Origin of the sequence: Luteimonas kalidii, from assembly GCF_029887935.1 — a bacterium.
Classification (GTDB): Bacteria; Pseudomonadota; Gammaproteobacteria; order Xanthomonadales; family Xanthomonadaceae; genus Luteimonas; species Luteimonas kalidii.
Genome location: NZ_JARXRO010000020.1, coordinates 368,494 through 389,232 on the forward strand (window position 1 = coordinate 368,494; position 20,739 = coordinate 389,232).

Here is a 20,739-nt window from a genome sequence, read left to right on the forward strand (position 1 = left end):
ATGGCAGCGAAATTCCTGGGCCAGTTCCTGCTGGAACGCGGCGTGATCACCGCGCCGCAGCTGCTGGCCGCGATCGACGCGCAGCGCGCGTCCAACCCGCTGCTCGGCGAGCTGGCGGTGCGCAAAGGCTGGCTGGACGAGACGCAGGCGCGTCGCATCCACCAGCGCCAGCGCGTGGAGGATCGCCGCTTCGGCGACATCGCGCTGGAGATGGGCGTGCTCGACCAGGACCGGCTCGATGCATTGCTCGAAGCGCAGAAGGCGGCGCGCAAGATGCTCGGCCAGGTGCTGGTGGAGCAGGGCGCGATCGATGCCCGGCGGCTGCAGGTCGAACTGGCGCTGCATCGTGCCGACCAGGAACAGGCGCGCCACGCACTGGAAAGCGTGGTCGCCAGCCACCCGGTGGGCGACCTGGCCACCAGCGCGATCGACCTGTGCGCGCGGCTGTTCCCGCGCATGCTCGGCAGCCAGTGCCTGCCGGCCGAAGTGCTGTCGCCGGACGAACTCGACGCCTGGCCGTGCGTGGCCCACGTGCGCGTGGAAGGCGAGCGTCCGCTCGGCATCGGCCTGGCCTGCGACCTGCCCGCCGCGCGCGCGCTGGCCTGCGCCCTGCTGCGGATCGCACCGGAAGACTGCGACGACGCACTGGCGCTCGACGCGCTGGGCGAGATGGTCAACGTGCTGATGGGTTACCTCGTGCGCGACGTGCTCGTCGACGACGAGGCCCGCTATCGCGCGCTGCCGCCGGAGACGTCCGTCCCCGCCCGCATCCTCGCAGGCGATCGCGAACGCAGCCTGGCGGTCGGCATGGGCTCGCAACTCGGCGCCTTCGTCCTGCTCGTGGATCGCCCCGCGTAGCCCGGACAAGCCCAAAGGCCGCATCCGGGACGCCGCGTCACCGACCTGGCATCGCGTGCGGATGATGATGTGATTGCGGATCTCCGAATCCCGGATCCCGGACTCCCGGACTCCCCGGGTGCGCTGCGCTTACCCGGGCTACGCGTCGGCGTGGCATGGATGCGTAGCCCGGAAAGGCCGAAGGTCGCATCCGGGATTGCATGGGCCTCCGGCATCCGGCGTCGGGATTGCGCGCCTCCGTCCGACGTGCCCCGGGTGCGCGTCGCGCATACCCGGCGACAGGTACGCGATGTCCTGGCGGCGCGATCGGGCTGCGGCGTGTCAGAGTTCCGACCGGATCGAACTCGTGGCGAAGCCCCACAGCAGTTTCGCCATGTTCGCCGGCGCGCGCGCCTGCCTGTGGGTGAAGGCCAGCAGCGTGTCCAGGCCCGCGCGATCGTAGAGGCGGCCGGCGATCAGGACGGCGTATTGATCCCGCGCGTGCGCGATGTCGTCCAGCGGGTTCGCATCCAGCACCACCAGATCCGCCGCGTATCCCACCGCGACCCTGCCATGGCGTGCGTCCTGGCGGACGTAGCGCGCCGCATCCAGCGTGGCGGCGCGCAGCACTTCGGCCGGCGACAGCCCGGCGCGGACCAGCAATGCCAGTTCGTCGTGGTAGCGGAAGCCGCCGATGGCCGTGTCGGTGCCGACCAGGACCGGTACGCCGGCCCGGTAAGCGGCGCCGGTCAATGCCAGTCCGTGCTCGAACCAGGCCTGCAGCGCCGCCTCGCCACGTGCGCCCGGATAGCGAGCGACCGTCGCCGCGAGGTCGTCGTTCCAGGCCCAGCGCGAGAGCGGGTCGAGCCAGGCGAGCCGCGGATCGCCGGTGAACCGCGGATCGCGCGCGCGGGCATCCTCCTCGCGCGTGACATGCGTCGGCACGAACCACGCGCCGCCCGCACGCATCGCCGCGAACGCGCGCCGACAGCGCGGCGCATCGAACCCGGCCACCATGCGTTCGGCCAGGCGCACCGGATCTTCACCGTCGAGTGCGCCGCTGCGCCACGCGTCCGCGTCGTCGGAGCAGTGGCGGGGAAACAGATGCGCATGCTCGAAGCTGCGCTGGCCCGCGGCCAGCGCCTGGTCCAGCGAGACGGCCCTGGGCAGGTGCCCGACCACCGGCATGCCCAGGCGACGCGCCTCCGTGGCGAGGCGCTGGTAGGTCGCAGGCGCGAGGCGGTTGTAGACCTTCAGCGCATCCAGTCCGCGCGCGTGGTAACGCGTGGCCAGGATCGCGGCGTCGCCCGGTTCCAGATCGGCGCGTTCGAAGTGGAAGCTCGCGACTTCGACGAATCGCGGCCCCGCCATGCGTCCCTCCGCCGCCGCCTTCGACCAGCGACGCTTGTCCTCCACGCACGCGATGAGCGCGTCGCGCACACCGGGGCAGTCCATCAGGTCACGGGTGCCGGTGATGCCGTTGGCCACCATCAGCGGCAGGTGCAGCTGGGGCGAGCGCTGGAACGCATGCGTGTGCATGTCCCAGAACCCCGGCACCAGGTATCGCCCGCCCGCTTCGAGCACCGGCACGCCGGGCGCGGCGAACAGGCCGGGACCGATGGCGGTGATGAGGCCGCGTTCGATCAGCACGTCGGTCGGCGGACCGGCCACGCCGTGTTCGACATCGATCACCCGCACCTGACGGATCAGCCGGGTATCGGCGGGGTGGGGGAGCGGCGCATCGGCGGGCGGCCACAGGACGGCCAGTACCAGCAGGCACGCGATGCCCGCCGCGCCGAGGCAGACGATCCGCAACAGGTGACGCATGCGCCGCTCCACCGGGGCCATGGCGGCAGCGTGCGTGGGCGGTGCGGGAGTGTCGCGGGCCGATGGTCAACCCCACCATCGGCACAGGGTCGCGGGGGCCGGAGGCACGCGGAAGTTCCGGGTGCGCTTTAGCTTGTCCAGGCGACGCGCGGGTCGCGTCGATGCGACGCCTGGAGATGGGCCGAGGCGGCATGCAGGAGCTGGGTCGGGGTCCGGCATCGGGAGCACGCGCGCGTCTCGATCCGCGTGCCCCGGGTGCGCTTCACCCGGACCACGGTGCGTCGCGTAGCCCGGATAAGGCCGCAGGCCGCATCCGGGGAATGCGTCGGCGTCTCGCTCGGGAGAATGCGTGCGGATCGACGTGGGTGCCCCGGGTGCGCTTCGCTTACCCGGGCTACGGTGTCGCGTCGCCCGGATAAGGCCGCGGGCCGCATCCGGGAAGTGCGTCGGTGCCCGGCATCGGCGATGCCCGTGCATCGATCCCGGACGTGCGCCGGGTGTGCGTCGGGTGCGCCCCTGTTCCCCGGGCACGACGCATCGCGCGTACACCTGGCGACGCGTGGCGTGCCGGGGCAGACGGCGTCGAACCGCGTGTCTGGATCCCCTACGGACGCGTACAAGCGCGAGTCCGGATCGCCGACAAAAAAAGAAGGCGGGCCGAAGCCCGCCTTCCGATACTGCATCGACACTGGCCGGATGTTGCACCGTGACGCGCGCGACCGGCGTGTCGAACACGCGCGACCGGCTTACTCGGCGGCGGCGCCGACGGTCAGGCCGCTGGCGTCGACGTTGGTCACGCCTTCGATCTCGCGCGCGATCCGGGTCGCGGTGTCGGCCTGCGCCTGGCTCTCGACTTCACCGCGCAGCGTCACCACGCCATTGAGCGTGTCGACGTTGATGTCGAGGCCGGACACGTCCGCCTCGGCCAGCAGCGAGGACTTCACCTTGGTGGTGATCCAGGTATCGTCGACCGGCTGGTCGGAATTCTGGCCGTCGCCCAGGCCGGGATTGGTATCCATGCCGGCATCGGCCGTGGCATCCATGGCCGGGTCGGTCGGGGTCTGCGCATCGGCGGTGGTGGGGCCGACGGGCGGGGTGGCGGTCTGGTCGGCCGGCGTCATCTCGGCGGTCTCGTCGACTTCGGCCGTGGTGTCGGCTTCGTTCGCGCAACCCACGGCGAAGGCGAGCGCCGACGACAGGGCAATGGCAAGGGGGATTCGGGTGGCGGACATCTTCATCGGGAATGCTCCGGGTGCTGGGAGGGTCCGCAGTGTCGCCGTGGGGGTGTCCACGACGCGTGACTGGATGCGGGGCCAGGTTAACGGTCCGTAATTCCCGTTCACCTTCCGGACGGTCGTGTGGACGATGGGCGCTTGTCCAGGCGCCGATCGGCGAGCAGGCTGCATGCCATTCAGGATGCCGTGCGGTATCAGGTGCCGCACGCCGATTCACCCGGTACCGAGCATGCGCAAGGGGGCGCGAGCCGCCCCCCACGACCGGCCTCTGCGAATCCGCTCGTCAATGTGCCGCTGCATTCTCGTGGCGTCCGGCCTCCTGCATGTCCCGCACAAGGACGGTCGAAGCGTCACTTGCCAATTGCAAGCCGGGGTATCGGTGCCGGCCAGGATCGGGCAGGGTGTGTCCGCCGGGGCGGCACGCGCTCGCGTCAACTGCCGCCCTGGCGCTTCTCGGCCTTGTCGCCCTTGTCAGGATTGGACAGCTTGCCCGGCTGCGCGTCTTCGCGCTTCGGTGGCGGTGCCTTCTCCTGCTGCGACTTCTTCATGCTGTCGGGTGTCTGGGGCGTGCCCATGGCGTTCTTTCCGATGCGGCGGATCGCCGGGAGCGCACAGCCTGCGCCGGACGGGGTCATGCGCGTGTGCATACGGCGGCGCGACGCCTGTGCCGCATGCGCCGCAGGGCGCCGTGTGTTGGTCGGGATCCGTCCGGAGGCGCTTCGCCGATCGGGTGACGGTGGGGACGGCGTCTGTCGCGCGGCCGTGGGCCGCGCGGGGGTGCGTGTCGGCGTTCGGGGTGTACGCGAATTGGCGGCGCGTTGCGATCGGTCATGGTCCCGGATGCGCTTCGCTTATCCGGGCTACGCGGATGCGCGGTCTGCGCGACGTGAACCGGCATGTGCCGAGCGCGCGACGCTACGGCGCCCCGTCGCCGCTGCGTTCGGCCAGCGGCCTGGCGTGCTGCACCAGGGTCATGAGCAGCTTGCCCGGCTCTTCGGCGATGATCTCGTGGGCCGAGTGCTCGAACCATTCGAAGTGCTTGGCCGGCGCCTGCACCGTCTCGAACCATTCGCGCGCCACGTAGGAGTTCACGCTGCGGTCGTGGCGCCCTGCCAGCACGATCAGCGGGCATTCCAGGCGCCGCACGTCGCTCATGTCGACGCCCACGATATCGCTGAACAGGAAGTCCTGCGAATAGACGTTGCCCTCGTAGGCGCGCCGGGCCTGCTCGTCGGAATACTCCGGCGACAGGCGCACGGCGATACCGTCGATCTGACCGGTGCGGTAGGCCATCACGCCGCCGAAGTGGTCGGACCACTTCCGCTCGAGCGCGATGTCGGCCAGCGGGATCCGGCCGCCGGACTGCGCATACGGCGCGATCGATTCCAGGTCGGCGACGGCCTGCCGATTGCCGGCCTTGCGCGCTGCCTCCAGCGCGAATGCGTAGCCGCGCCGCTCGCTTTCCGGGATGTCGATGGCCTGGCCCATGCCGATGTAGGCGTGCAGCCACTCCGGGCGGCGCAGTGCGAACTTCAGGCCGACATAACTGCCCCACGACGTGCCCAGCACGAACAGCTTGTCCTGGTCGAACTCGTCGCGCAGCCACGCCACCACCTCCTCGGTATCGTCGACGAAGCGCTCCGGCGTCATCGTCGGCGCCACCTGCTCCGGATCGCTGGCCAGATGGGTCTTGCCCGATCCGCGCTGGTCCCAGTGGACCACGGTGAAGTATTCCTCCAGCCCGCGGGTGCCCCACCAGGCCATGGTGGAGGTGGGAAACCCGGGCCCGCCGTGCAGGATCAGCAGCACCGGGTTGGCACGGTCCGCGCCGCGGATGCTCATGAACTGCGGGATGCCGCCGATCGGCACCATCTCGTAGCGCTCGACCCCACGCGGGGTCACGATCCTGCGCAGTTCGCGGATGACCTCGACCGCTTCCGCCCGGTTCTTCGGCGGTGCCGGCTCGGCGCTCCATGCAAGCAACGGAGCAGACAGAATCAGGACCGCAAGGAAGAAGGCCGTACAGCGCGACACGTGCGCCGCACGCATCCTCCCCGCTGGCCGGGTAGCTTTTTCGACGCGGCGCGCGGACGGGGGGCGCGGCTGCGTATGGCGCGGACAAACTGCGGCGTGCTGAAAGCGTGCGGTGTCCATCTCGTTCCTGCGCTGGATGCGTGATGACTGGACGGGGGCGCCAGTGCACTTGTGACCGTTGAACGTAAGACCGCGCGGAGCTCCCGCGATCCACGTCGATCCGGTCCAGACCGGCGACCTGAAGTGCCCCGGGCCGGCGGCGCGCCACCGTACCATCCGGTCGCCGGAGACGCAGTCGACAGTGCACGGTGACCCAGGGTGGCTGGCGACGGCAAGCAGGATCCTCCGGTCGACGCGAGCGGAATGGTCAATGTCGGGCGGTGCCGTTCGCAACGTGCCGCTACCAGGGCAGGCCGTCCAGATCGATCACGCCCGGCGCCACCGGCCCGCGGTCGGGATGCAGCAGCATGCACCGCGCCGTCCAGCGCTGCGGGGGCAGCCCGGGCTGCGCGTAGCGGACCTCCGACGACACCGCCTGCCAGCCGAGCGTCCCGTAGAACGGCACCAGGGCGTCGGCGCACAGCAGCAGCCCCTGGCGCGCGCCCCAGGCGTCGAACCACATCGGCATGGTCTCCCGCAGCAGCCGCGACGCGATGCCGCACCCACGCTCGCCGGGCAGCACGACCAGGTTGTTGAGCCCGATGACGCGTACCGCGCGATCGTCGAACTGCACCGTGCGTTCGATCGCGTTGTAGAAGCCGGCCAGCCGGCCCTCGTGCAGCCCGAGCACGGACCAGTCCGGCGTGGCCCACACCGTCCGGCGCACGATCTCGAACCGGTCGAATGCATGCGACGCCGCCGCGGCCAGCTCGTCGCGCCGCGTATCCGGCAGATCGCCGAACCGGACCACCTGGATCTCGAGCGGGGTCATGGCCGTTGCATCATGCGCGGCATGCGTGGCGTGCGTGTGTGTGGCGCGGACGACATGGCGTCCGCACGGATCCGTTCGCGCCAGCCAGGGGGATGTACGGCGCCGGCGGAGACGAGCGTCGAGGCGCAACGGCGTCGCGCGCCCTCAGGGGCGGTCTTCCGCGTGGTCGCTACTGCTCCGCCGGCGGCTCCCACAGTTCCACCTTGTTGCCGTCCGGATCGATCACCCAGCCGAACTTGCCCTGTTCGGACACGTCGGTCCTGTCCAGCACGTGGCAGCCTTCGTCGCGCAGCGCGGCCAGCAGCGCGTCCAGGTCCGCGACCCGGAAATTGATCATGAAGCTGGCTGTGCCGGGCGCCATGTACTCCGTGTCCTGCGCGAACGCGCTCCACAGCGTCATGCCTTTCGGGCTGCCGTCGCCGCCCCACGTGAACATCGTGCCGCCCCATTCGGTCACGTCCAGGCCGAGGTGGTCGCGGTACCACGCGCCCAGGGCGCTGGGGTCGGGCGACTTGAAGAAGATCCCGCCGATGCCGGTGACGCGCTGCATGCCTGCCTCCAGGAAGGGTCCGCCACCCGTGGCCGGATGGCGCGGGCGCATGCGAGCGGTCCGGGGAGCCCGCTCCGCCGCGGGACTGTGCCACGAAACACGACGACCTTGGGCACCGCCGCCGATCGCGGCCGCATGCGGCGCCTGTCGGTGCCAGAGCCGAAGGATGCTTCGGGATACCAGGGCGTCCGGTATGCGCGATACCTTCCGGGATGCGCGACTCTTCGCCATGCACGATCTTCCGCCATGCATGCGACTTGCCGGAACGCGCTTGGAGCGTGCACGCGTCCTCGCGAATCCGCGAATCCGCGATTCTCGATCCTCGCGATTTCCGCGAATCCGCGATCTCCAAGATCCCCGGATGCGCTTCGCTTATCCGGGCTACGGTTGCGGGCCACGTCGACGCGTAGCCCGGATAAGGCCGCAGGCCGCATCCGGGGATCCGCGACACGCTTGGATGCATGCAACCCGTGCCGGGCTGCGCTCAAGCACCTTGTCGGCGCGCACTTCGATCCGGCATTCCCGGATGCGCTTCGCTTATCCGGGCTACGTGGTCCGGATAAGCGTCGAGGGCTACGCCGACTGCCCTGTCGGGCGCCCGGCGCGGTACGGCACCACGAACAGGTACAGGCCGCTCAGCAGCTGCAGCGCCAGCGGCGGCAGCGGTGCGTAGGTGATCCAGGGCGGCGGCGGGCCGAACACCATCGCGACGAAGTTGGCCACCACCGTCAGCACGAACAGCATCGAGACCCACCGGTGCAGCTGTCGGATGCCACGGCTCGCGCTCATGGCGCGCCCTGCTGCTGGATCATCTTCCAGCCGTTGCCCGACGGGTCGCGGAAGCCCGCGTCCACCGTGCCGTAGCGGTCCATCGGTTCCTGGGTGAACTCCACCCCGGCCGCGCGCATGCGCGCATGCGCCGCCCGGCAATCGGCCACCGTCAACACCAGCGGCGGCATCGCGCCCTTGGCCACCAGCGCCTGCGCCGCCTGCGCCGTGGCCGCGTCGAGTACCGGCGGCCCGGGCAGGAACAGCCCGAGCTGGAACGACGGCTGTCCGGGATGCTGCACCGTCAGCCAGCGATAACCGCCGTTGCTCACGTCCGTATGCACCCGGAAGCCGAGCTTGTCCACGTAGAACGACAGCGCCTCGTCCTGGTCCCGCACGTACAGCCCCACCACGCCCACACCTTCCATCACATGACATCCGCGGATTCGACGGTGGACGTTGTACCGGCCGCGCGCCGCCGCCGCTTCTCCGAAACTGCGGAATCGAGGTCCGGCCGGTGCGCGGCGCCCAGCACGCAGGCGGGCACGAGGGCGGGCGCCTGCACCGCGGCGCGTGCGTCGAGCCGCAGCTGTCCCGGGTGCGTGCCGGTGATCTCGCGGAACACCCGGCCGAACGTGCCCAGGCTGCTCCATCCGGTCCGGAAGGCGATGTCGGACACCGGCAGGTCGGTCTCGCGCAGCAGCGTGGCCGCGCGTTCGATGCGGCGCGTGAGCAGGTACCGGTGCGGCGGCAGGCCGAACGCCTGCCTGAAGGCACGTGCGAAGTGGGCGGGCGACACCGCGCTCACTTCGGCCAGGCGCCGGACAGGCCAGTCCTCGTGCGAGGCGGCGTCGATGCGGTCCCTGGCGCGCAGCAGGCGTCGCAGCAGTTTCGGGTCCTGGGGCATGCGTTCGTGGTGACGGGTCGTGCGGTCGGCAGCCGGGCGCGAGCATACGCCACGGGCGGGCGCGGCGATGTTTGCTTCACCGGCGGTCCCGCTTCAGACGGCCGGGCGGGCACACCGGACCGGGCCATGGGCCGCGATACGATCCCGAGATCCCGGATGCGCTTCGCTTATCCGGGCTACGGGGCCCGGGTTACGTTTCGGGCCACGGTAGGCGTAGCCCGGATAAGGCCGCAGGCCGCATCCGGGGATCCGCGACACCCCCTCGATGCACACGCACCTCTCGTATGGGCGCAATCACGAAACTTGCCGGATCGCGTTTCCGATCCCGCGATCCCGGATGCGCTTCGCTTATCCGGGCTACGGTGGACTTCGCGGGCTTGCCCTTGCGTGCCTCTTCATGACAGCGGCGTGACGTACTTGATCCACTCGCCGCGATAGCCCATGCGCTCGTAGAGCGCACGTGCGCCGGTGTTCTCCGGCAACACGTACAGCTGCATCATCCGGTAACCCCTGTCGCGCGCCCAGGATTGCGCGGCTTCGATGAGCGCGCGGCCCACGCCTCGCCCCTCGGTCTTCTCCGCCACCACGAGGTCGGACACGTGGCCGATCGGCGCCTGCGTGTAGTAGTCGGTCACTGTCCTGACGTGCACGAATCCGAGCAGCCCGTCGCCGTCCTCGGCCACCAGCACCTCGACCTCCGGACTGCGCAGGTCGATGACCGCCGCGATGGTCTCCGTGTCCACGGCCGAGATCCGCTCACGGTCGCGGCCCGGCGGCGTGCCGTGTTCGGCCAGGCGCGGCACCAGCGCCAGGATGGCGTCGCGGTCGGCGGTCGAGGCGGGACGGATGTGCATGGCGCGAGCCTCGTCTCGGAAGTTGGTCCGCGCGGGCAGTTGCGGAAAAAAGCGCCGCGCTGGACCGGATGCTCGACGCGCGGTGGCAGGCCTCAATCCCGGCAATACCCCTCGCCCGGCTTCACCGTCAGGCAGTCCTGCTTGCCGGCGAGGTACTTCAGGCCGGTGGCGTCGCCATCGGTGGGCACGGCGGTTTCCGCCACGCGGTCGCGCATGAAGCGCAGGCCTTCGGCGGTCACCGAGCCGTCGAACGTGCCGGAGTTGTCGAGATCCCACTGCATCTCCATGGTGACGCCGCCGCCCGGCTTCGCGGCCACCACCAGGTACATGCCCTCCACACCGGTCCAGCGACCGAGGTAGTCGGCGTCCGCCATCGCGGTGTCGGCGGGCGGAGGCGGCGCGGTGGGCGCGGCGGGCGTGGTGCCGGTGTCCATGTCCTGACCGGCAGCTGCGGCGTCTGCCGGTGCCGGCGACAGGGCGGCAGTCGCTGCGTCGGGTCCGGACGCGTCCGCAGCGGGCTTTCGATCGGAACACGCGGCCAGCGCGACAACGGCAAGCACGAGGGCGAGAGTCTTCACGGGATCTCCGGAGCGGATGGGTCGACGACCCGGTTGCGCCACCCTACGAACGAGGATGTTCATGCAGCGTCACTGTGTTCGAAGCCGTTCCATCGCGGATTCCCGCAGTGTCCATGGGACGAGGCGACGCTGGCGTATCGCTTCCGTGCCGCCTCATTTCAAGAAGAGCGCGAGGTGCGCTCAGGCGGCGCAGGCAGATGAATCCCGCACGGCGGCATCAAGCCGCTGGGTAGGTGTGCGGGCTTCGCCGCGTTCCGGTGTCGCGTCGCGCGGCGAACCGGAAGATCCCTGCCGCATCGGCGCGCCGACAACTCAGCCCTGCACGGGCTCGCGCAACGGCGTCGGAGCGGTGGGGTCCACGGGCTGATCCGGCACTGGATCGATCGGCGTGTCGGGGACCGGGTCGATGGGCGTGTCGGGAACGGGGTCGACCGGTGTGTCGGGCACAGGATCGATCGGCGTATCGGGGACCGGATCGCGGGCGGGATGCGGGATCTGACCGGGGATGTCGCGAGGGTTCGGCATGGAGTGTCCTGGTCGTCGACGGCACTGGAGGCTAGCCGGGTGCGCGGCAACGCAGGGTGATGCCTACGGCGCCCAGGCTTCACGCGCCAGCCGCGCACGTCAGCGCGGCAGGAACGGCGAGTGCGGGTCTGGCAGGAACAGCACGCGTGGCATGGCCTGCGTGGAGTGACGGCTCGGCGCGTTGACGAACACGATCAGGCCATCGCCCGATGGTCGGTACGCATGGACAGAGCCCGGGCGAGCCGCGTCGGGTGCGGGAGTCGCTCCCGGTGGACGGGCTCAGGCCCCCAGCAGTTCCACGTCGAACTTGAGCGTGGCGTTCGGCGGGATGACGCCACCGGCGCCGCGTGCGCCGTAGCCCAGGCTGGCCGGGATGATGAGGGTGCGCCGGCCGCCTTCCTTCATGCCCTGCACGCCTTCGTCCCAGCCCTGGATGACCATGCCCTCGCCCAGCGCGAACACGAAGGGCTCGGCGCGATCCCGGCTGGAATCGAACTTCGCGCCCTGCTCGCCGCCGTCGAACAGCCAGCCGGTGTAATGCACGACCACGTTGCGTCCGGGCCTGGCTTCGGCGCCGGTGCCGACGACGGTGTCCTCGAACTGCAGGCCGGAGGCGGTGGTGGTAAAGGGCATGCAGGGATCCTCGTGCGGATGGAGTGCGTGGCCGCGCAGTGTACCGCCCGCGGCCGATCAGACTTCAACGTTCGGGCGGGCAAGCGTCGCGCGCTTTCGAGCCGCACGGCCCGATCGTCAAGACGCTCAATCGGGCAGAGCGCAGGGCGCGCAGGCAAGACGGTCCCCGTCGGCCAATCGGTGCGACAGAAGCAAGAGCGCCGATCTGTCGTCCCGGGTCCACGACCAGCGCGTCAGAACAGATGTCCAAGATCGTCGGCGAAACGGAACCCCGACAGCAGCCAGCCGCCATCGCCCCGGTACCAGACGAACTGCCAGTTCATGGCGTAACGCTCCCTGCGCTGGAGGAACATCAGCCGCATCACGCTGTCGCCGATGGTGTCGTTGCGCAACAGCTCGTAGTCGAGCACCTTGCCGTAGCGGCCATCCGCCATCGGCATGCTCTCCTCGAGCTTGTCGATCAGCGGGTCCAACTGGTCCGGGTCGATCACCGAATGCGCCACCAGGAGGTCCAGTGCCCCCCGCACGTCCCCGCCGACGGACTGCATCACGCGGTCGCTGAGCGCCACGGCCTCGTCCGCGGACGGGATCGGGCGGGCGGCGACGGGGGTGGCGTGCGTGGCGGTCCGGGCATGCTTCGGTTCCTGGCGGCCAGCCAGGAGCTCGTTCAGCGCGGCCGCGTAAATCTCGTACGCGGCGTCCCGCTCGGGCAAGGGCTGGCTCGCCAGGCCCGCCGCACGATTGGCGGCATGCGAGGCGCGCCGGAAGCGCTGGCCGAGCCCGGTACCGTAGAACGTGACGAGCGCCTCCATGTCCTCGTCGCTCAGTGTCGCGGCGAGCGTCTGCGTAAACGCATCGATGGCGGGTGCCCGCGAGTAAGCGCACCCCGTGGCCAGCATGTCGAGGTACAGGTTCCTGGCCTTGGGCCAGTCCTCGTCTCCGGGCACGATGCCGCCGAACATCTCGGGAGATTTCGCGACCAGCACCGCGACGTCTTCGTCGCGCGCCTTCTCACGGCAGACCGCCAGGCCCTCCTCGAATGCCTGGTCGTACTCCATGGCCGCGGTGAGCCGCTCCGCGCGGGCGAGAGTCGTCGGCGATGGCTCCTGCGCGATGATCGCACCGGGCAGAAGGGCGACTCCCAACAGCAGGGGAAGAATCCGGATACGCGTCATTGGTCTCCTCGACAGTTCTCCAAACACCACGTCCAATCGGGCGCGGCGCAAAGGGACGACAGCCGTGCGCTGAACCGCCGTGCGGACAGGCGGAGCTCGAGCTCGATGCCGGCCGTGGCCGCATCGAGTCTGCGCTCCTCTCTTTCCATGGCGTCCCCGGGCCTGACGGGGGAAGCTTACACTCTGGCTGAGCTGTCGCCGGCGGACTGCCCGTGCGGGATCTGGCCGCCCCGACAGGCGATCCTGCGCAGTGCTCACACTACTTCTGCGACGCCCCGAGTTCGGTCGACAGGTACTCGCTCAGCTCCCGGATGTTCCTGGCGAACTCGGCCTCCAGGTCGATCCCGCATTTGTGCGCGAGCACCAGGATCGACCAGAGACAGTCCGAGAGTTCATGGCCGAGCTTCGCTTGCCAGTCGTCGATCGTGCGGACACCGGCGCGGGCCTGGATCAGTTTCGCCAGGTCGCCCACGTCACCTACGAAGCCGAGCGCCAGTTCTTCCGTGGTCCAGACGCGTCCGTGGCGCCTGATCTCGAGTCGTTCGTAGAGCGCGTTGAGATCAAGTGCCGATTGCTGGAGGTCACCGAGTTTCATATGGGTCTCGCTGGATTCAGATTGCATGGAGTGCGGTAGCCTGCATCCGTCACTTCCGCCGTCGCCGCGTGCGCGCCCGCCATGCCCAGGCCGCCAGCACGCTGAACCCGAAGAGCACGAGGAGTGCGAACGCGACAGCGGGCAGGGAGGGTCCGAAGGACCACGTGATCGAACGGCAGACGGCCAGTGGGTCGTTCCGGAACGCGTGGCAGGGGGATCCCGGGCCAGCGGACATCCACCATGCGATGGCCGCATACGCTAGAGACAGCGTGGCGACGAGCACAACGAAGACGGGAATGGCCAGGCGCAGCAGGGGGCTCAACCCTCTCGGTGCATCCATGCCTGCCGGACCGTTCAACGCGTGGGAACAGCGGGATGCACCGCAGGACGGTAGGCATCATGTGCTGACGCACGCCCGGTCCAGGCGGGAAGCGGAATCCCGCGCGCCTGCATCACGCCGCTGCGCACGGCCTCGTACACGTGCTCCAGCAGGATTCCCTGCGAGCACCAGACCTTGCCGTGCGCGATGCGCCAATGCGGCATCTCACCGGCCCGGTAGCTGGCGAGCATGTGCTCGGACAGTTCCGATTCGAGTGCCACCTCCTGCCTGAAGCTGAGCGTCCTCAGCTGCGGCGAGGGCTTGCCGGCAGGGTCGAAGCGGATGTCGCCGCACGAGGCCCACTGGCCGTCGACCGCCCGGTGGACCGGAATCGCCTGGTACTTGTGGAGCCACGGGCCCTCTTCGGACAGCGCCACGAACAGCAGCGCGCTACCGAAGCGCGCGAATGGCGGGAAGCCGTAATGATCAGCCACGTTGAACTCGACCAGTTCCCCGGGGAACGCCCCGGCGATCGGCTCCAGGACACGGTAGCGTGCGGTGTAGAGCGAATCCATGGTGATGCAGTCCGGCTCGCCGCTCTGCTTGGACGCCTGCTCGCAGGGATCGGGTGCCTCCTCGATGGAGAGGCGTTCGCCTACGAACACGAAGGTCTCGACCGGTTGCGGTTCAGCGGCTGCAGCAGGCTGCGGGCCACAGAGCACGCCGACCGACCAGGCCAGAGCCGCACATGTGCGATGGATGCGCATCCCTACGAACTCCCCTTCATCTGCAATCGGAATCCCGCTCCCGGTTGACGGCACGGAGGCCGGTCCCGGACTCCGGAACCCGACTCCTCTGTCTCGGCAGCGCGGACCCGGAACTCAGGCTGTGGACGCCTCCGGCCGTCGCCATTCTGCCGGACGTGGCTCCCATTCGCCTTCGCCCAGTACCGCCTCGACCAGGTGGACCAGCGGAAACCCGAGTTCGGTCTCCGCGCCCTGGCCGGCATCCTCCCAGCGGGCTGCGAGCACGAACGCACGGAACGCGGATTCATCCTGCTTCGCTGCCAGGCGGGTGATGGTGGCGGCCAGGTCGTAGGCCAGCTCCTCGCCATCGCCGACCCGGAACGCCTTGCCGGACCAGAACGCCTGGATGCGCTCGCGGTTCCACCAGCCAAGGTGGCGGGCATGCATCTCGGCGGGGCTGTACAGGCGCAGGCGGGGGTCGGCCATCCGGGGCAGGAGGGCCTGCTCGACATTGACCGCAATGCCTTCGTTGAGCCACACCGGCAGCGGCAGGTGGGTGAGCAGCGCGTGGGTGAGTTCGTGCACGACGACCGGCTCGAGGTCGTCCAGGCCATCGTGCCAGCTGGCGAAGTGGCCGTAGCCATCATTGATGAACACACCGCTGGACGGCGCGTGGTCGCCGCCTGCCGGACTGTAGTGGTCCAGGTAGTCGTAGTAGGTCTCGCGCGAGGCGAACACCATGACGACATAGGGGCCGTGTCCGCCGTCGCATGCGAGCGGCCCCAGCCGCGTGCGGATGGCCCGCAGCGCCTGTTCGCACCTGTCCAGGACCAGCGTCGCCGTGCGCCCGGGCAGCGAAGACAGGAGCAGGAAATTCGCGGCGGCCTGTCGCACGTACTCGCCGTCGGGCAGCGCCGTGCCCAGCGCGTCCAGCCACTGTCGGGCCGCAGCGGTGAAGTAGCGGTCGAGCACTGCATTGTCGGCCTGCCTGACAGTGGCACTCATCGCCTCCCACGCGGGAATCGGGAACCGGGTGCCGGCACGCCAGTGCATGGCAACGTCGACACGTTCGGCCTCAGGCGCCTCCATACGTGCGCGCGGAGCCGGTGCCTTGGGCTTGCCGAAGATCCAACCCAGCATGCGTCACGTGCCTCCCTGCATCACGGACCGGGGCGCGAGCGCGCGCCCGGCGCTTCCCGAACGATGAACCTGACCCCGTCCGGCCTGCCTCCGCCGACGAGCGTCCGTGGCGTGCACCTGGCCGCGTCCGTCACGCTCAGACACTGCCCTCGCGCTCGACGACCAGGATCCTGGCCTCGCCGACGGGATGGGCGACATGCTCCGTTCCGACCGCGGCATAGAACACGTCGCCCGTCTCGAGGAGGGTGCTGTGCTCCACCCCGGCCTCGCGATAGCGCATCTCCACCCGGCCATCGAGGACGGCGAACACCTCCTCGCCGTCGTTGACGTGCCACTTGTAGGGCGCGTCGGTCCAGTGCAGGCGCGTGGTGATGCCGCCCATGTTGGCGATGTCGGTGGCGCCCCAGGGGCGGTCCGCCTTGAAGGTGCTGCCGCGGAAGATCTTCATGCAGGATCCAATCGCCGGTGGAAGTGCGCCGGGGAAGGGTATCGCACCCCGTGACGGCATGTTCTGGAGGTCAAGGCGTGCCCGGGCGCAGCGACTGCGCGTGCGCCCACAGCGCTTCGAAGATCGCCACGTAGGCTTCGACCGAATCCTCTCCGGAGGTGTTGGTGAACACGATCACGCCGGTGTCCAGCGCGGGGCTGGCGAGCATCTCGGTGCGCAGCCCCGGGTCGCCGCCGCCGTGGCCGACGAAGCGGGTGTTGAACTTGGTCTGCCAGAACAGGCCGGAGTTCTTCTCGGCCACGTCCACGTTGTCGGGTTTGCGGTTGGCGGTGAACTGCAGCCGCGTCATCTCGAGCACCGATTCGCGCGACAGCACGCGGGTACCTTCGTACTCGCCGCCCTGCAGCAGGGCGATGAAGAACTTCGACAGGTCGTCGACCGACGTGCGCAGCCCGCCGTCGGGCCAGGTCACCAGGCCGTAGGGCTGGATCGGCAGCTGCATGCCGTCCTGCGAGACGTAGAGCGTGGCGTGGTCGTCCATCGGCGCATCGGCCATGAACCAGCGCGTGCGGGCCATGCCCAGCGGCACGAAGAAGTGTTCGCGCGTGTAGGCGTCGAGCGACTGCCCGGTGGCGCGTTCCACCGCGTGCCCGGCCAGCGCCGCGCCGATGTTGGAGTATTCGCGATGCGTGCCGGGCGCCACTTCGAGGAAGTTCGCGTCCGCGTAGTCGCCGCCGCCGGGGGTGAAGTAGCCGGCCAGGAACCCGCCCAGCGGCTGCGGCGCATCGCGGCCAAAGTGGTAGCCGCGTGAATACACCGCCCAGCGGTCGGTGATGCCGGACGTATGCGTGGCCAGGTGACGCAGGGTGATGGGCGGGCCGGGCCGGTGCGGGTTGCGCACCGGGAACGGCACCGCCCGCTGGATGTCGGCATCCAGCGACAGCTGGCCCTGCTCGACCGCGCGCATCATCGCGGCGCCGGTGATGGTCTTGCTGATCGAGGCGATGTTCATCACCGTCTCCGGGGTGAACGGCGTGCCCGCCTCGCGATTGGCGTGGCCGTAGCCGGCGCGCCAGGCCACCCTGCCGTCAACGATGATCGCCGCCGCCATGCCGACGATCCCGCCCTGCGCCATCTGCTGCCGGATGCGCGCGTCGATCGATGCGCCCGCAGGCACGGGGGCGTCGGATGGTGGCGCCTGCGCGAAAACGCACGGCGGCGCCAGCGCCAGGAGGCATGCGAGCGTCATGGCCAGGGCCAGGCGGCGGTTCGGCATCAGCAATTCCCGACAGGAAGCCACGACGGCCCGGGCCGGATCATGCGCCGCCCGCCTTGCGGATGTCGATGGGGCGGCGGCGACGAAGTTCGCCCGACGGCTTGCGTTCGGCTTCAGGACAAGCGATCCGAAGTCCATGACCGCAGGGATCGAGAAGTACAGCGCCACGCCGAACGTCATACCTGCCTGCGAGCACCCGTCGCGTTTGCGTCTATCCCAGAAAGATCGCGATCGGCATCGCGATATAGCCGAGAGCAGCCAGCAGCCATGGACCGAGCCGCCAGGACCGGAAGCGCGCGCCGAAGTCGCCTTTCCGCCATCGGTACACCTGCCTGATCGCCAGCCAGATCTGCAGCACTGCCGCCACCGGGTAGGTGGTCGTCCAGAGGAGCGCGGGCATCATGCCGGGGCCGAAATGATCCGCGTGAGCGGCGAACCAGGGACCGCAGGCCAGCCACGCAAGCCCCAGTACGGGCACCAGGATGCCCGGCAGGCCCTGCTGCACCGGTTCGGCTGGACCCTCGGGCATCGATGGGACAGGTGCCGATTCGCCTGCCGGTGGCGGCGAGCCCGGCCACCAGGGGTCCTGCATCGGTCGTCTCCCGCTTTGCGCCGGTCGACGCCACTGTGCACGAGGCGGGTCGGTCTCCGCCACTGCTGCAGTTCGTCCGTCACTGGCTCGCGCGTCATTGGTGTAACCGGGAAGCTTCCGCGAGCGAATACAGAGCCATGGTCGCGCGGCTGACCTGTCCAGGTGCTGCGTTCCCCACACGATCGACATCGGCTCGAGCGAGGACTTGTTCATGGGCTACGGACTGCAGATGCACCTGAAGAACTGGCTGGTCAGCGTGGCGGTAGCTGCGAGCTTGCTGGCCGGCTTCACGCCGACGGCTCGGGCTGCTCCGCTGCTGTCGAGTCATGCGACGACGACCTATCACAGGACGGAGATCGATGGCGTCGGGATCTTCTATCGCGAAGCCGGACCGAAAGATGCGCCGACCATCGTCCTGCTGCATGGTTTTCCGACCTCGTCCCGCCAGTACGAGACGCTCATCCCGCTGCTGGCCACCCGATACCACATCATCGCGCCGGATTACCCGGGCTTCGGCCAAAGCGACGCACCCGATCCGTCCGCCTTCCCCTATACGTTCGATCATCTCGCCAAGGTGATGGATGACCTGCTGGTACGCCTGAAGGTGGAGCGCTACAGCCTGTACATCCACGATTACGGCGCTCCGGTCGGCTTCCGGATGATGCTCGCGCATCCGGAGCGGCTGGACGCGCTCATCACGCAGAACGGCAATGCCTATCGGGAAGGCCTGGGCAGGAAGTGGCCCGGCATGGCCGAATACTGGGCCGACCCCCAAGGCCACCCGCAGGTGCTCGAGGCCTTCCTGTCGTTCGACACCACGATGCAGCGCCATACCGCCGGCACATCGCATCCGGAGCGCTACAACCCGCAAGCCTGGCTCGACGAGTTCGCGCACCTCGCCAGGCCGGGGCAACGCGCGATCCAGTCGGCGCTGCTCTACGACTACCGGACCAATGTCGCGGCCTACCCGCAGTGGCAGGCCTGGCTTCGCGAACACCAGCCGCCGACCCTCGTCGTATGGGGCGCCAACGACCCGTCCTTCATCGCCGCGGGCGGTGCTGCGTTCAAGCGGGACCTGCCTGGCGCGGAGGTCCACCTGCTCGACGCGGGCCACTTCGCGCTCGACGAGAAGACCGACGAGATCGCGCGCCTGATCCTCGATTTCATGGCACGGCATTCCGAATAATATCGAGCGAACGGGCCGTTTCTTCCGGTTGGCGCGCTCTTGGGAAAGTTTTGGTCGCGCCGCCCCGCTTCCATGCGATGGTCGAGCAGACCCTCGGTCGCCCTGTGACGTCACGGCCAAGGGGACGGCCGCGGCGGGGTGCGGACGTGGACGAGGTGACCGGCTGGTTGCCTCGGTCTCCTCTGGTCCCCTGCGCCGTCGCCGACGGCCGGTGTCCGCCGCCCGGCCATGCACGCGTTGGCTCCAGTGCAGGGGATCGATGCGTGACGCGTGGCCCGGGCCGCGCGCACGCTCACGCTGGAGGCGATATGAAAAGGATCCTGCTGCTGTTGTGCCTGCCACTGCTGCTCGCCGGGTGTTGCCGGCCGCCGGTCATCGGTTCGCAACCGGTCACGCTGCGGGCGCAGGACACGGGAATGTGGTGCTGGGCCGCCAGTGCACAGATGGTGATGCAACACCTCGGCACCAACGTCAGCCAGTGCACCCAGGCCAACGACCGGTTCGGCCGCAGCGACTGCTGCAACAGCCCGGTGCCGAACGCATGCGTCAATGGCGGCTGGCCGGAGTTCGACCGATACGGCTTCAGCTTCCAGACCACGTCCGATGCGCCACTGAGCTGGGCCGACGTGCGCAAGGAGATCCATTGCCGCAAGAAGCCGTTCGCATACAGCTGGCACTGGAACGGGGGCGGCGGCCACATGATGGTCGTGATCGGCTATGTCACGATCGATGGCGTGAATTACGTGACCATCAACGACCCGTGGGCCCCCGGTGTCGGAGACCAGCGCGTGATCACCTACGACGCCTATGTCAGCGGCGCGGGATACACGCACTGGAACGACTACTACAACGTCACCCGACTCTAGGAGCACGCCATGAAACTGCTTATCCTGCTCCTCGCATGCGCCGTGATCGGCCACGCCGGAGCGCAAACCATGAGCCAGCAGCCACCCGTTGCAGATGCCCGGCTGGCCACGGAGGTCGCCGGCAAGTCCCTGTCGACGCTGTCGCAGCTGGTGACGGAACAGAACTACCGCGCGATGGGTTTCGAATCCGCCGGAGAAGCCGCCGATGCCACGTTGGGTGCGCCGATCCCGGTGTACCTGGTCCAGCTGGACGAACTGCGCGCTTACGCGGGCGGCGATCCGGCCGCACTGCTCCGGCCGCTGCAGCAGGTGGTGTTTCCGGTGAACGTCGACGGCGCGACGCGCTCGGGCATCACGGTCGAGAACGCGGACAAGGGCTGGCAGGCGAGCGGATTCGGCAGCCCCGCCTTGACCAGAGGGCTGGTCGACGCCATCCGTGCCTCCGGCGCGGCCGAGCCGATGGCGGTGCACGTCGCTGCGCTGCGCACGTACTTCATCGGCTTCCACGCTGGCGACGGCACCCTGATGTTCGCGCCGATCCGTGACGAGCCGGAGTTCGAGTTCCGGGCCGGCGCGGCCGTTCCCGCCACCCAGGCGTTGCTCGCGCTGCGCCCGGCGGCGTTGCGGTACAACGGCCTGCCGCTCTGAGCGTCGTGTTCCGCCCGCCAGGCGCGAGCCTCGCACGGATGCGCGGCTTTCGCCTGCCGGGGGGCATTT

Annotated in this window: 24 protein-coding genes; 4 read left to right on the forward strand and 20 right to left on the reverse strand. The window is 69.4% G+C overall.

Going from position 1 to position 20,739, the window contains the following annotated elements:
• On the forward strand, positions 1-858 hold the full coding sequence (locus QFW81_RS15105) for a cyclic di-GMP-binding domain-containing protein, MshE-related (RefSeq protein WP_280579938.1): 858 nt from the start codon (positions 1-3) through the stop codon (positions 856-858).
• A gap of 321 nt (positions 859-1,179) precedes the next feature.
• On the opposite strand, the gene QFW81_RS15110 is transcribed toward QFW81_RS15105, so the two are convergent.
• The 20 genes from QFW81_RS15110 to QFW81_RS15205 form a co-directional block, all read right to left on the reverse strand.
• Positions 1,180-2,664, reverse strand: coding sequence for an amidohydrolase family protein (locus QFW81_RS15110; protein WP_280579940.1), 1,485 nt, complete (start codon positions 2,662-2,664; stop codon positions 1,180-1,182).
• A gap of 746 nt (positions 2,665-3,410) precedes the next feature.
• Positions 3,411-3,902: a BON domain-containing protein gene (locus QFW81_RS15115; RefSeq protein ID WP_280579942.1), complete on the reverse strand. Its 492-nt coding sequence runs from the start codon at positions 3,900-3,902 to the stop codon at positions 3,411-3,413.
• 428 nt (positions 3,903-4,330) lie between these two features.
• Entirely contained in the window at positions 4,331-4,474 is a 144-nt protein-coding gene (locus tag QFW81_RS15120) for a hypothetical protein (RefSeq protein WP_280579944.1), read from the reverse strand.
• Positions 4,475-4,814: 340 nt separating this feature from the next.
• The gene (locus QFW81_RS15125) at positions 4,815-5,933 is read right to left on the reverse strand and encodes an alpha/beta hydrolase (protein WP_280579946.1); all 1,119 of its coding nucleotides are present in this window, start codon (positions 5,931-5,933) and stop codon (positions 4,815-4,817) included.
• Between the two features lie 400 nt (positions 5,934-6,333).
• Positions 6,334-6,864: a GNAT family N-acetyltransferase gene (locus QFW81_RS15130; RefSeq protein WP_280579948.1), complete on the reverse strand. Its 531-nt coding sequence runs from the start codon at positions 6,862-6,864 to the stop codon at positions 6,334-6,336.
• Positions 6,865-7,033: 169 nt separating this feature from the next.
• Positions 7,034-7,414, reverse strand: a complete 381-nt coding sequence (locus QFW81_RS15135) for a VOC family protein (protein WP_280579950.1) — start codon at positions 7,412-7,414, stop codon at positions 7,034-7,036.
• 573 nt (positions 7,415-7,987) lie between these two features.
• On the reverse strand, positions 7,988-8,203 hold the full coding sequence (locus QFW81_RS15140) for a hypothetical protein (protein ID WP_280579952.1): 216 nt from the start codon (positions 8,201-8,203) through the stop codon (positions 7,988-7,990).
• A complete protein-coding gene (locus QFW81_RS15145) occupies positions 8,200-8,610 on the reverse strand; it encodes a VOC family protein (protein WP_280579954.1) in 411 nt (136 codons plus the stop codon). Before QFW81_RS15145 ends, QFW81_RS15140 begins: the two co-directional genes overlap by 4 nt.
• Positions 8,610-9,089 (reverse strand): helix-turn-helix transcriptional regulator, encoded by a 480-nt coding sequence (locus tag QFW81_RS15150; protein ID WP_280579956.1) that lies wholly within the window; start codon positions 9,087-9,089, stop codon positions 8,610-8,612. Before QFW81_RS15150 ends, QFW81_RS15145 begins: the two co-directional genes overlap by 1 nt.
• Positions 9,090-9,484: 395 nt before the next feature.
• The gene (locus QFW81_RS15155) at positions 9,485-9,943 is read right to left on the reverse strand and encodes a GNAT family N-acetyltransferase (protein WP_280579958.1); all 459 of its coding nucleotides are present in this window, start codon (positions 9,941-9,943) and stop codon (positions 9,485-9,487) included.
• A 92-nt stretch (positions 9,944-10,035) separates the two neighbouring features.
• Complete coding sequence (locus tag QFW81_RS15160; RefSeq protein ID WP_280579960.1) at positions 10,036-10,377, reverse strand: hypothetical protein; 342 nt, start codon at positions 10,375-10,377, stop codon at positions 10,036-10,038.
• A 456-nt stretch (positions 10,378-10,833) separates the two neighbouring features.
• The gene (locus QFW81_RS15165) at positions 10,834-11,046 is read right to left on the reverse strand and encodes a hypothetical protein (RefSeq protein WP_280579962.1); all 213 of its coding nucleotides are present in this window, start codon (positions 11,044-11,046) and stop codon (positions 10,834-10,836) included.
• Positions 11,047-11,325: 279 nt separating this feature from the next.
• Entirely contained in the window at positions 11,326-11,679 is a 354-nt protein-coding gene (locus tag QFW81_RS15170; protein WP_331488088.1) for an FKBP-type peptidyl-prolyl cis-trans isomerase, read from the reverse strand.
• 233 nt (positions 11,680-11,912) lie between these two features.
• Positions 11,913-12,854, reverse strand: a complete 942-nt coding sequence (locus QFW81_RS15175) for a DUF2059 domain-containing protein (protein ID WP_280579964.1) — start codon at positions 12,852-12,854, stop codon at positions 11,913-11,915.
• A 259-nt stretch (positions 12,855-13,113) separates the two neighbouring features.
• Complete coding sequence (locus QFW81_RS15180; RefSeq protein ID WP_280579965.1) at positions 13,114-13,476, reverse strand: nucleoside triphosphate pyrophosphohydrolase family protein; 363 nt, start codon at positions 13,474-13,476, stop codon at positions 13,114-13,116.
• A gap of 327 nt (positions 13,477-13,803) precedes the next feature.
• The gene (locus QFW81_RS15185; RefSeq protein WP_280579967.1) at positions 13,804-14,535 is read right to left on the reverse strand and encodes a hypothetical protein; all 732 of its coding nucleotides are present in this window, start codon (positions 14,533-14,535) and stop codon (positions 13,804-13,806) included.
• A gap of 114 nt (positions 14,536-14,649) precedes the next feature.
• Positions 14,650-15,567 carry a hypothetical protein gene (locus QFW81_RS15190; RefSeq protein ID WP_280579969.1) on the reverse strand — a complete coding sequence of 306 codons (918 nt, stop codon included), beginning with the start codon at positions 15,565-15,567 and terminating at the stop codon, positions 14,650-14,652.
• A 223-nt stretch (positions 15,568-15,790) separates the two neighbouring features.
• Positions 15,791-16,102, reverse strand: a complete 312-nt coding sequence (locus QFW81_RS15195) for a cupin domain-containing protein (protein WP_280579971.1) — start codon at positions 16,100-16,102, stop codon at positions 15,791-15,793.
• A gap of 70 nt (positions 16,103-16,172) precedes the next feature.
• Entirely contained in the window at positions 16,173-17,378 is a 1,206-nt protein-coding gene (locus QFW81_RS15200; protein ID WP_280579972.1) for a serine hydrolase domain-containing protein, read from the reverse strand.
• A gap of 211 nt (positions 17,379-17,589) precedes the next feature.
• The gene (locus QFW81_RS15205) at positions 17,590-17,970 is read right to left on the reverse strand and encodes a hypothetical protein (RefSeq protein WP_280579973.1); all 381 of its coding nucleotides are present in this window, start codon (positions 17,968-17,970) and stop codon (positions 17,590-17,592) included.
• A 211-nt stretch (positions 17,971-18,181) separates the two neighbouring features.
• On the opposite strand from QFW81_RS15205, the gene QFW81_RS15210 reads away from it, so the two are divergent.
• From QFW81_RS15210 to QFW81_RS15220, 3 genes are all read left to right on the forward strand, one after another.
• Entirely contained in the window at positions 18,182-19,156 is a 975-nt protein-coding gene (locus QFW81_RS15210; RefSeq protein WP_280579975.1) for an alpha/beta fold hydrolase, read from the forward strand.
• 308 nt (positions 19,157-19,464) lie between these two features.
• Positions 19,465-20,022, forward strand: coding sequence for a papain-like cysteine protease family protein (locus QFW81_RS15215; RefSeq protein ID WP_280579976.1), 558 nt, complete (start codon positions 19,465-19,467; stop codon positions 20,020-20,022).
• 69 nt (positions 20,023-20,091) lie between these two features.
• A complete protein-coding gene (locus QFW81_RS15220; RefSeq protein WP_280579977.1) occupies positions 20,092-20,670 on the forward strand; it encodes a hypothetical protein in 579 nt (192 codons plus the stop codon).
• Positions 20,671-20,739 lie beyond the last annotated feature (69 nt).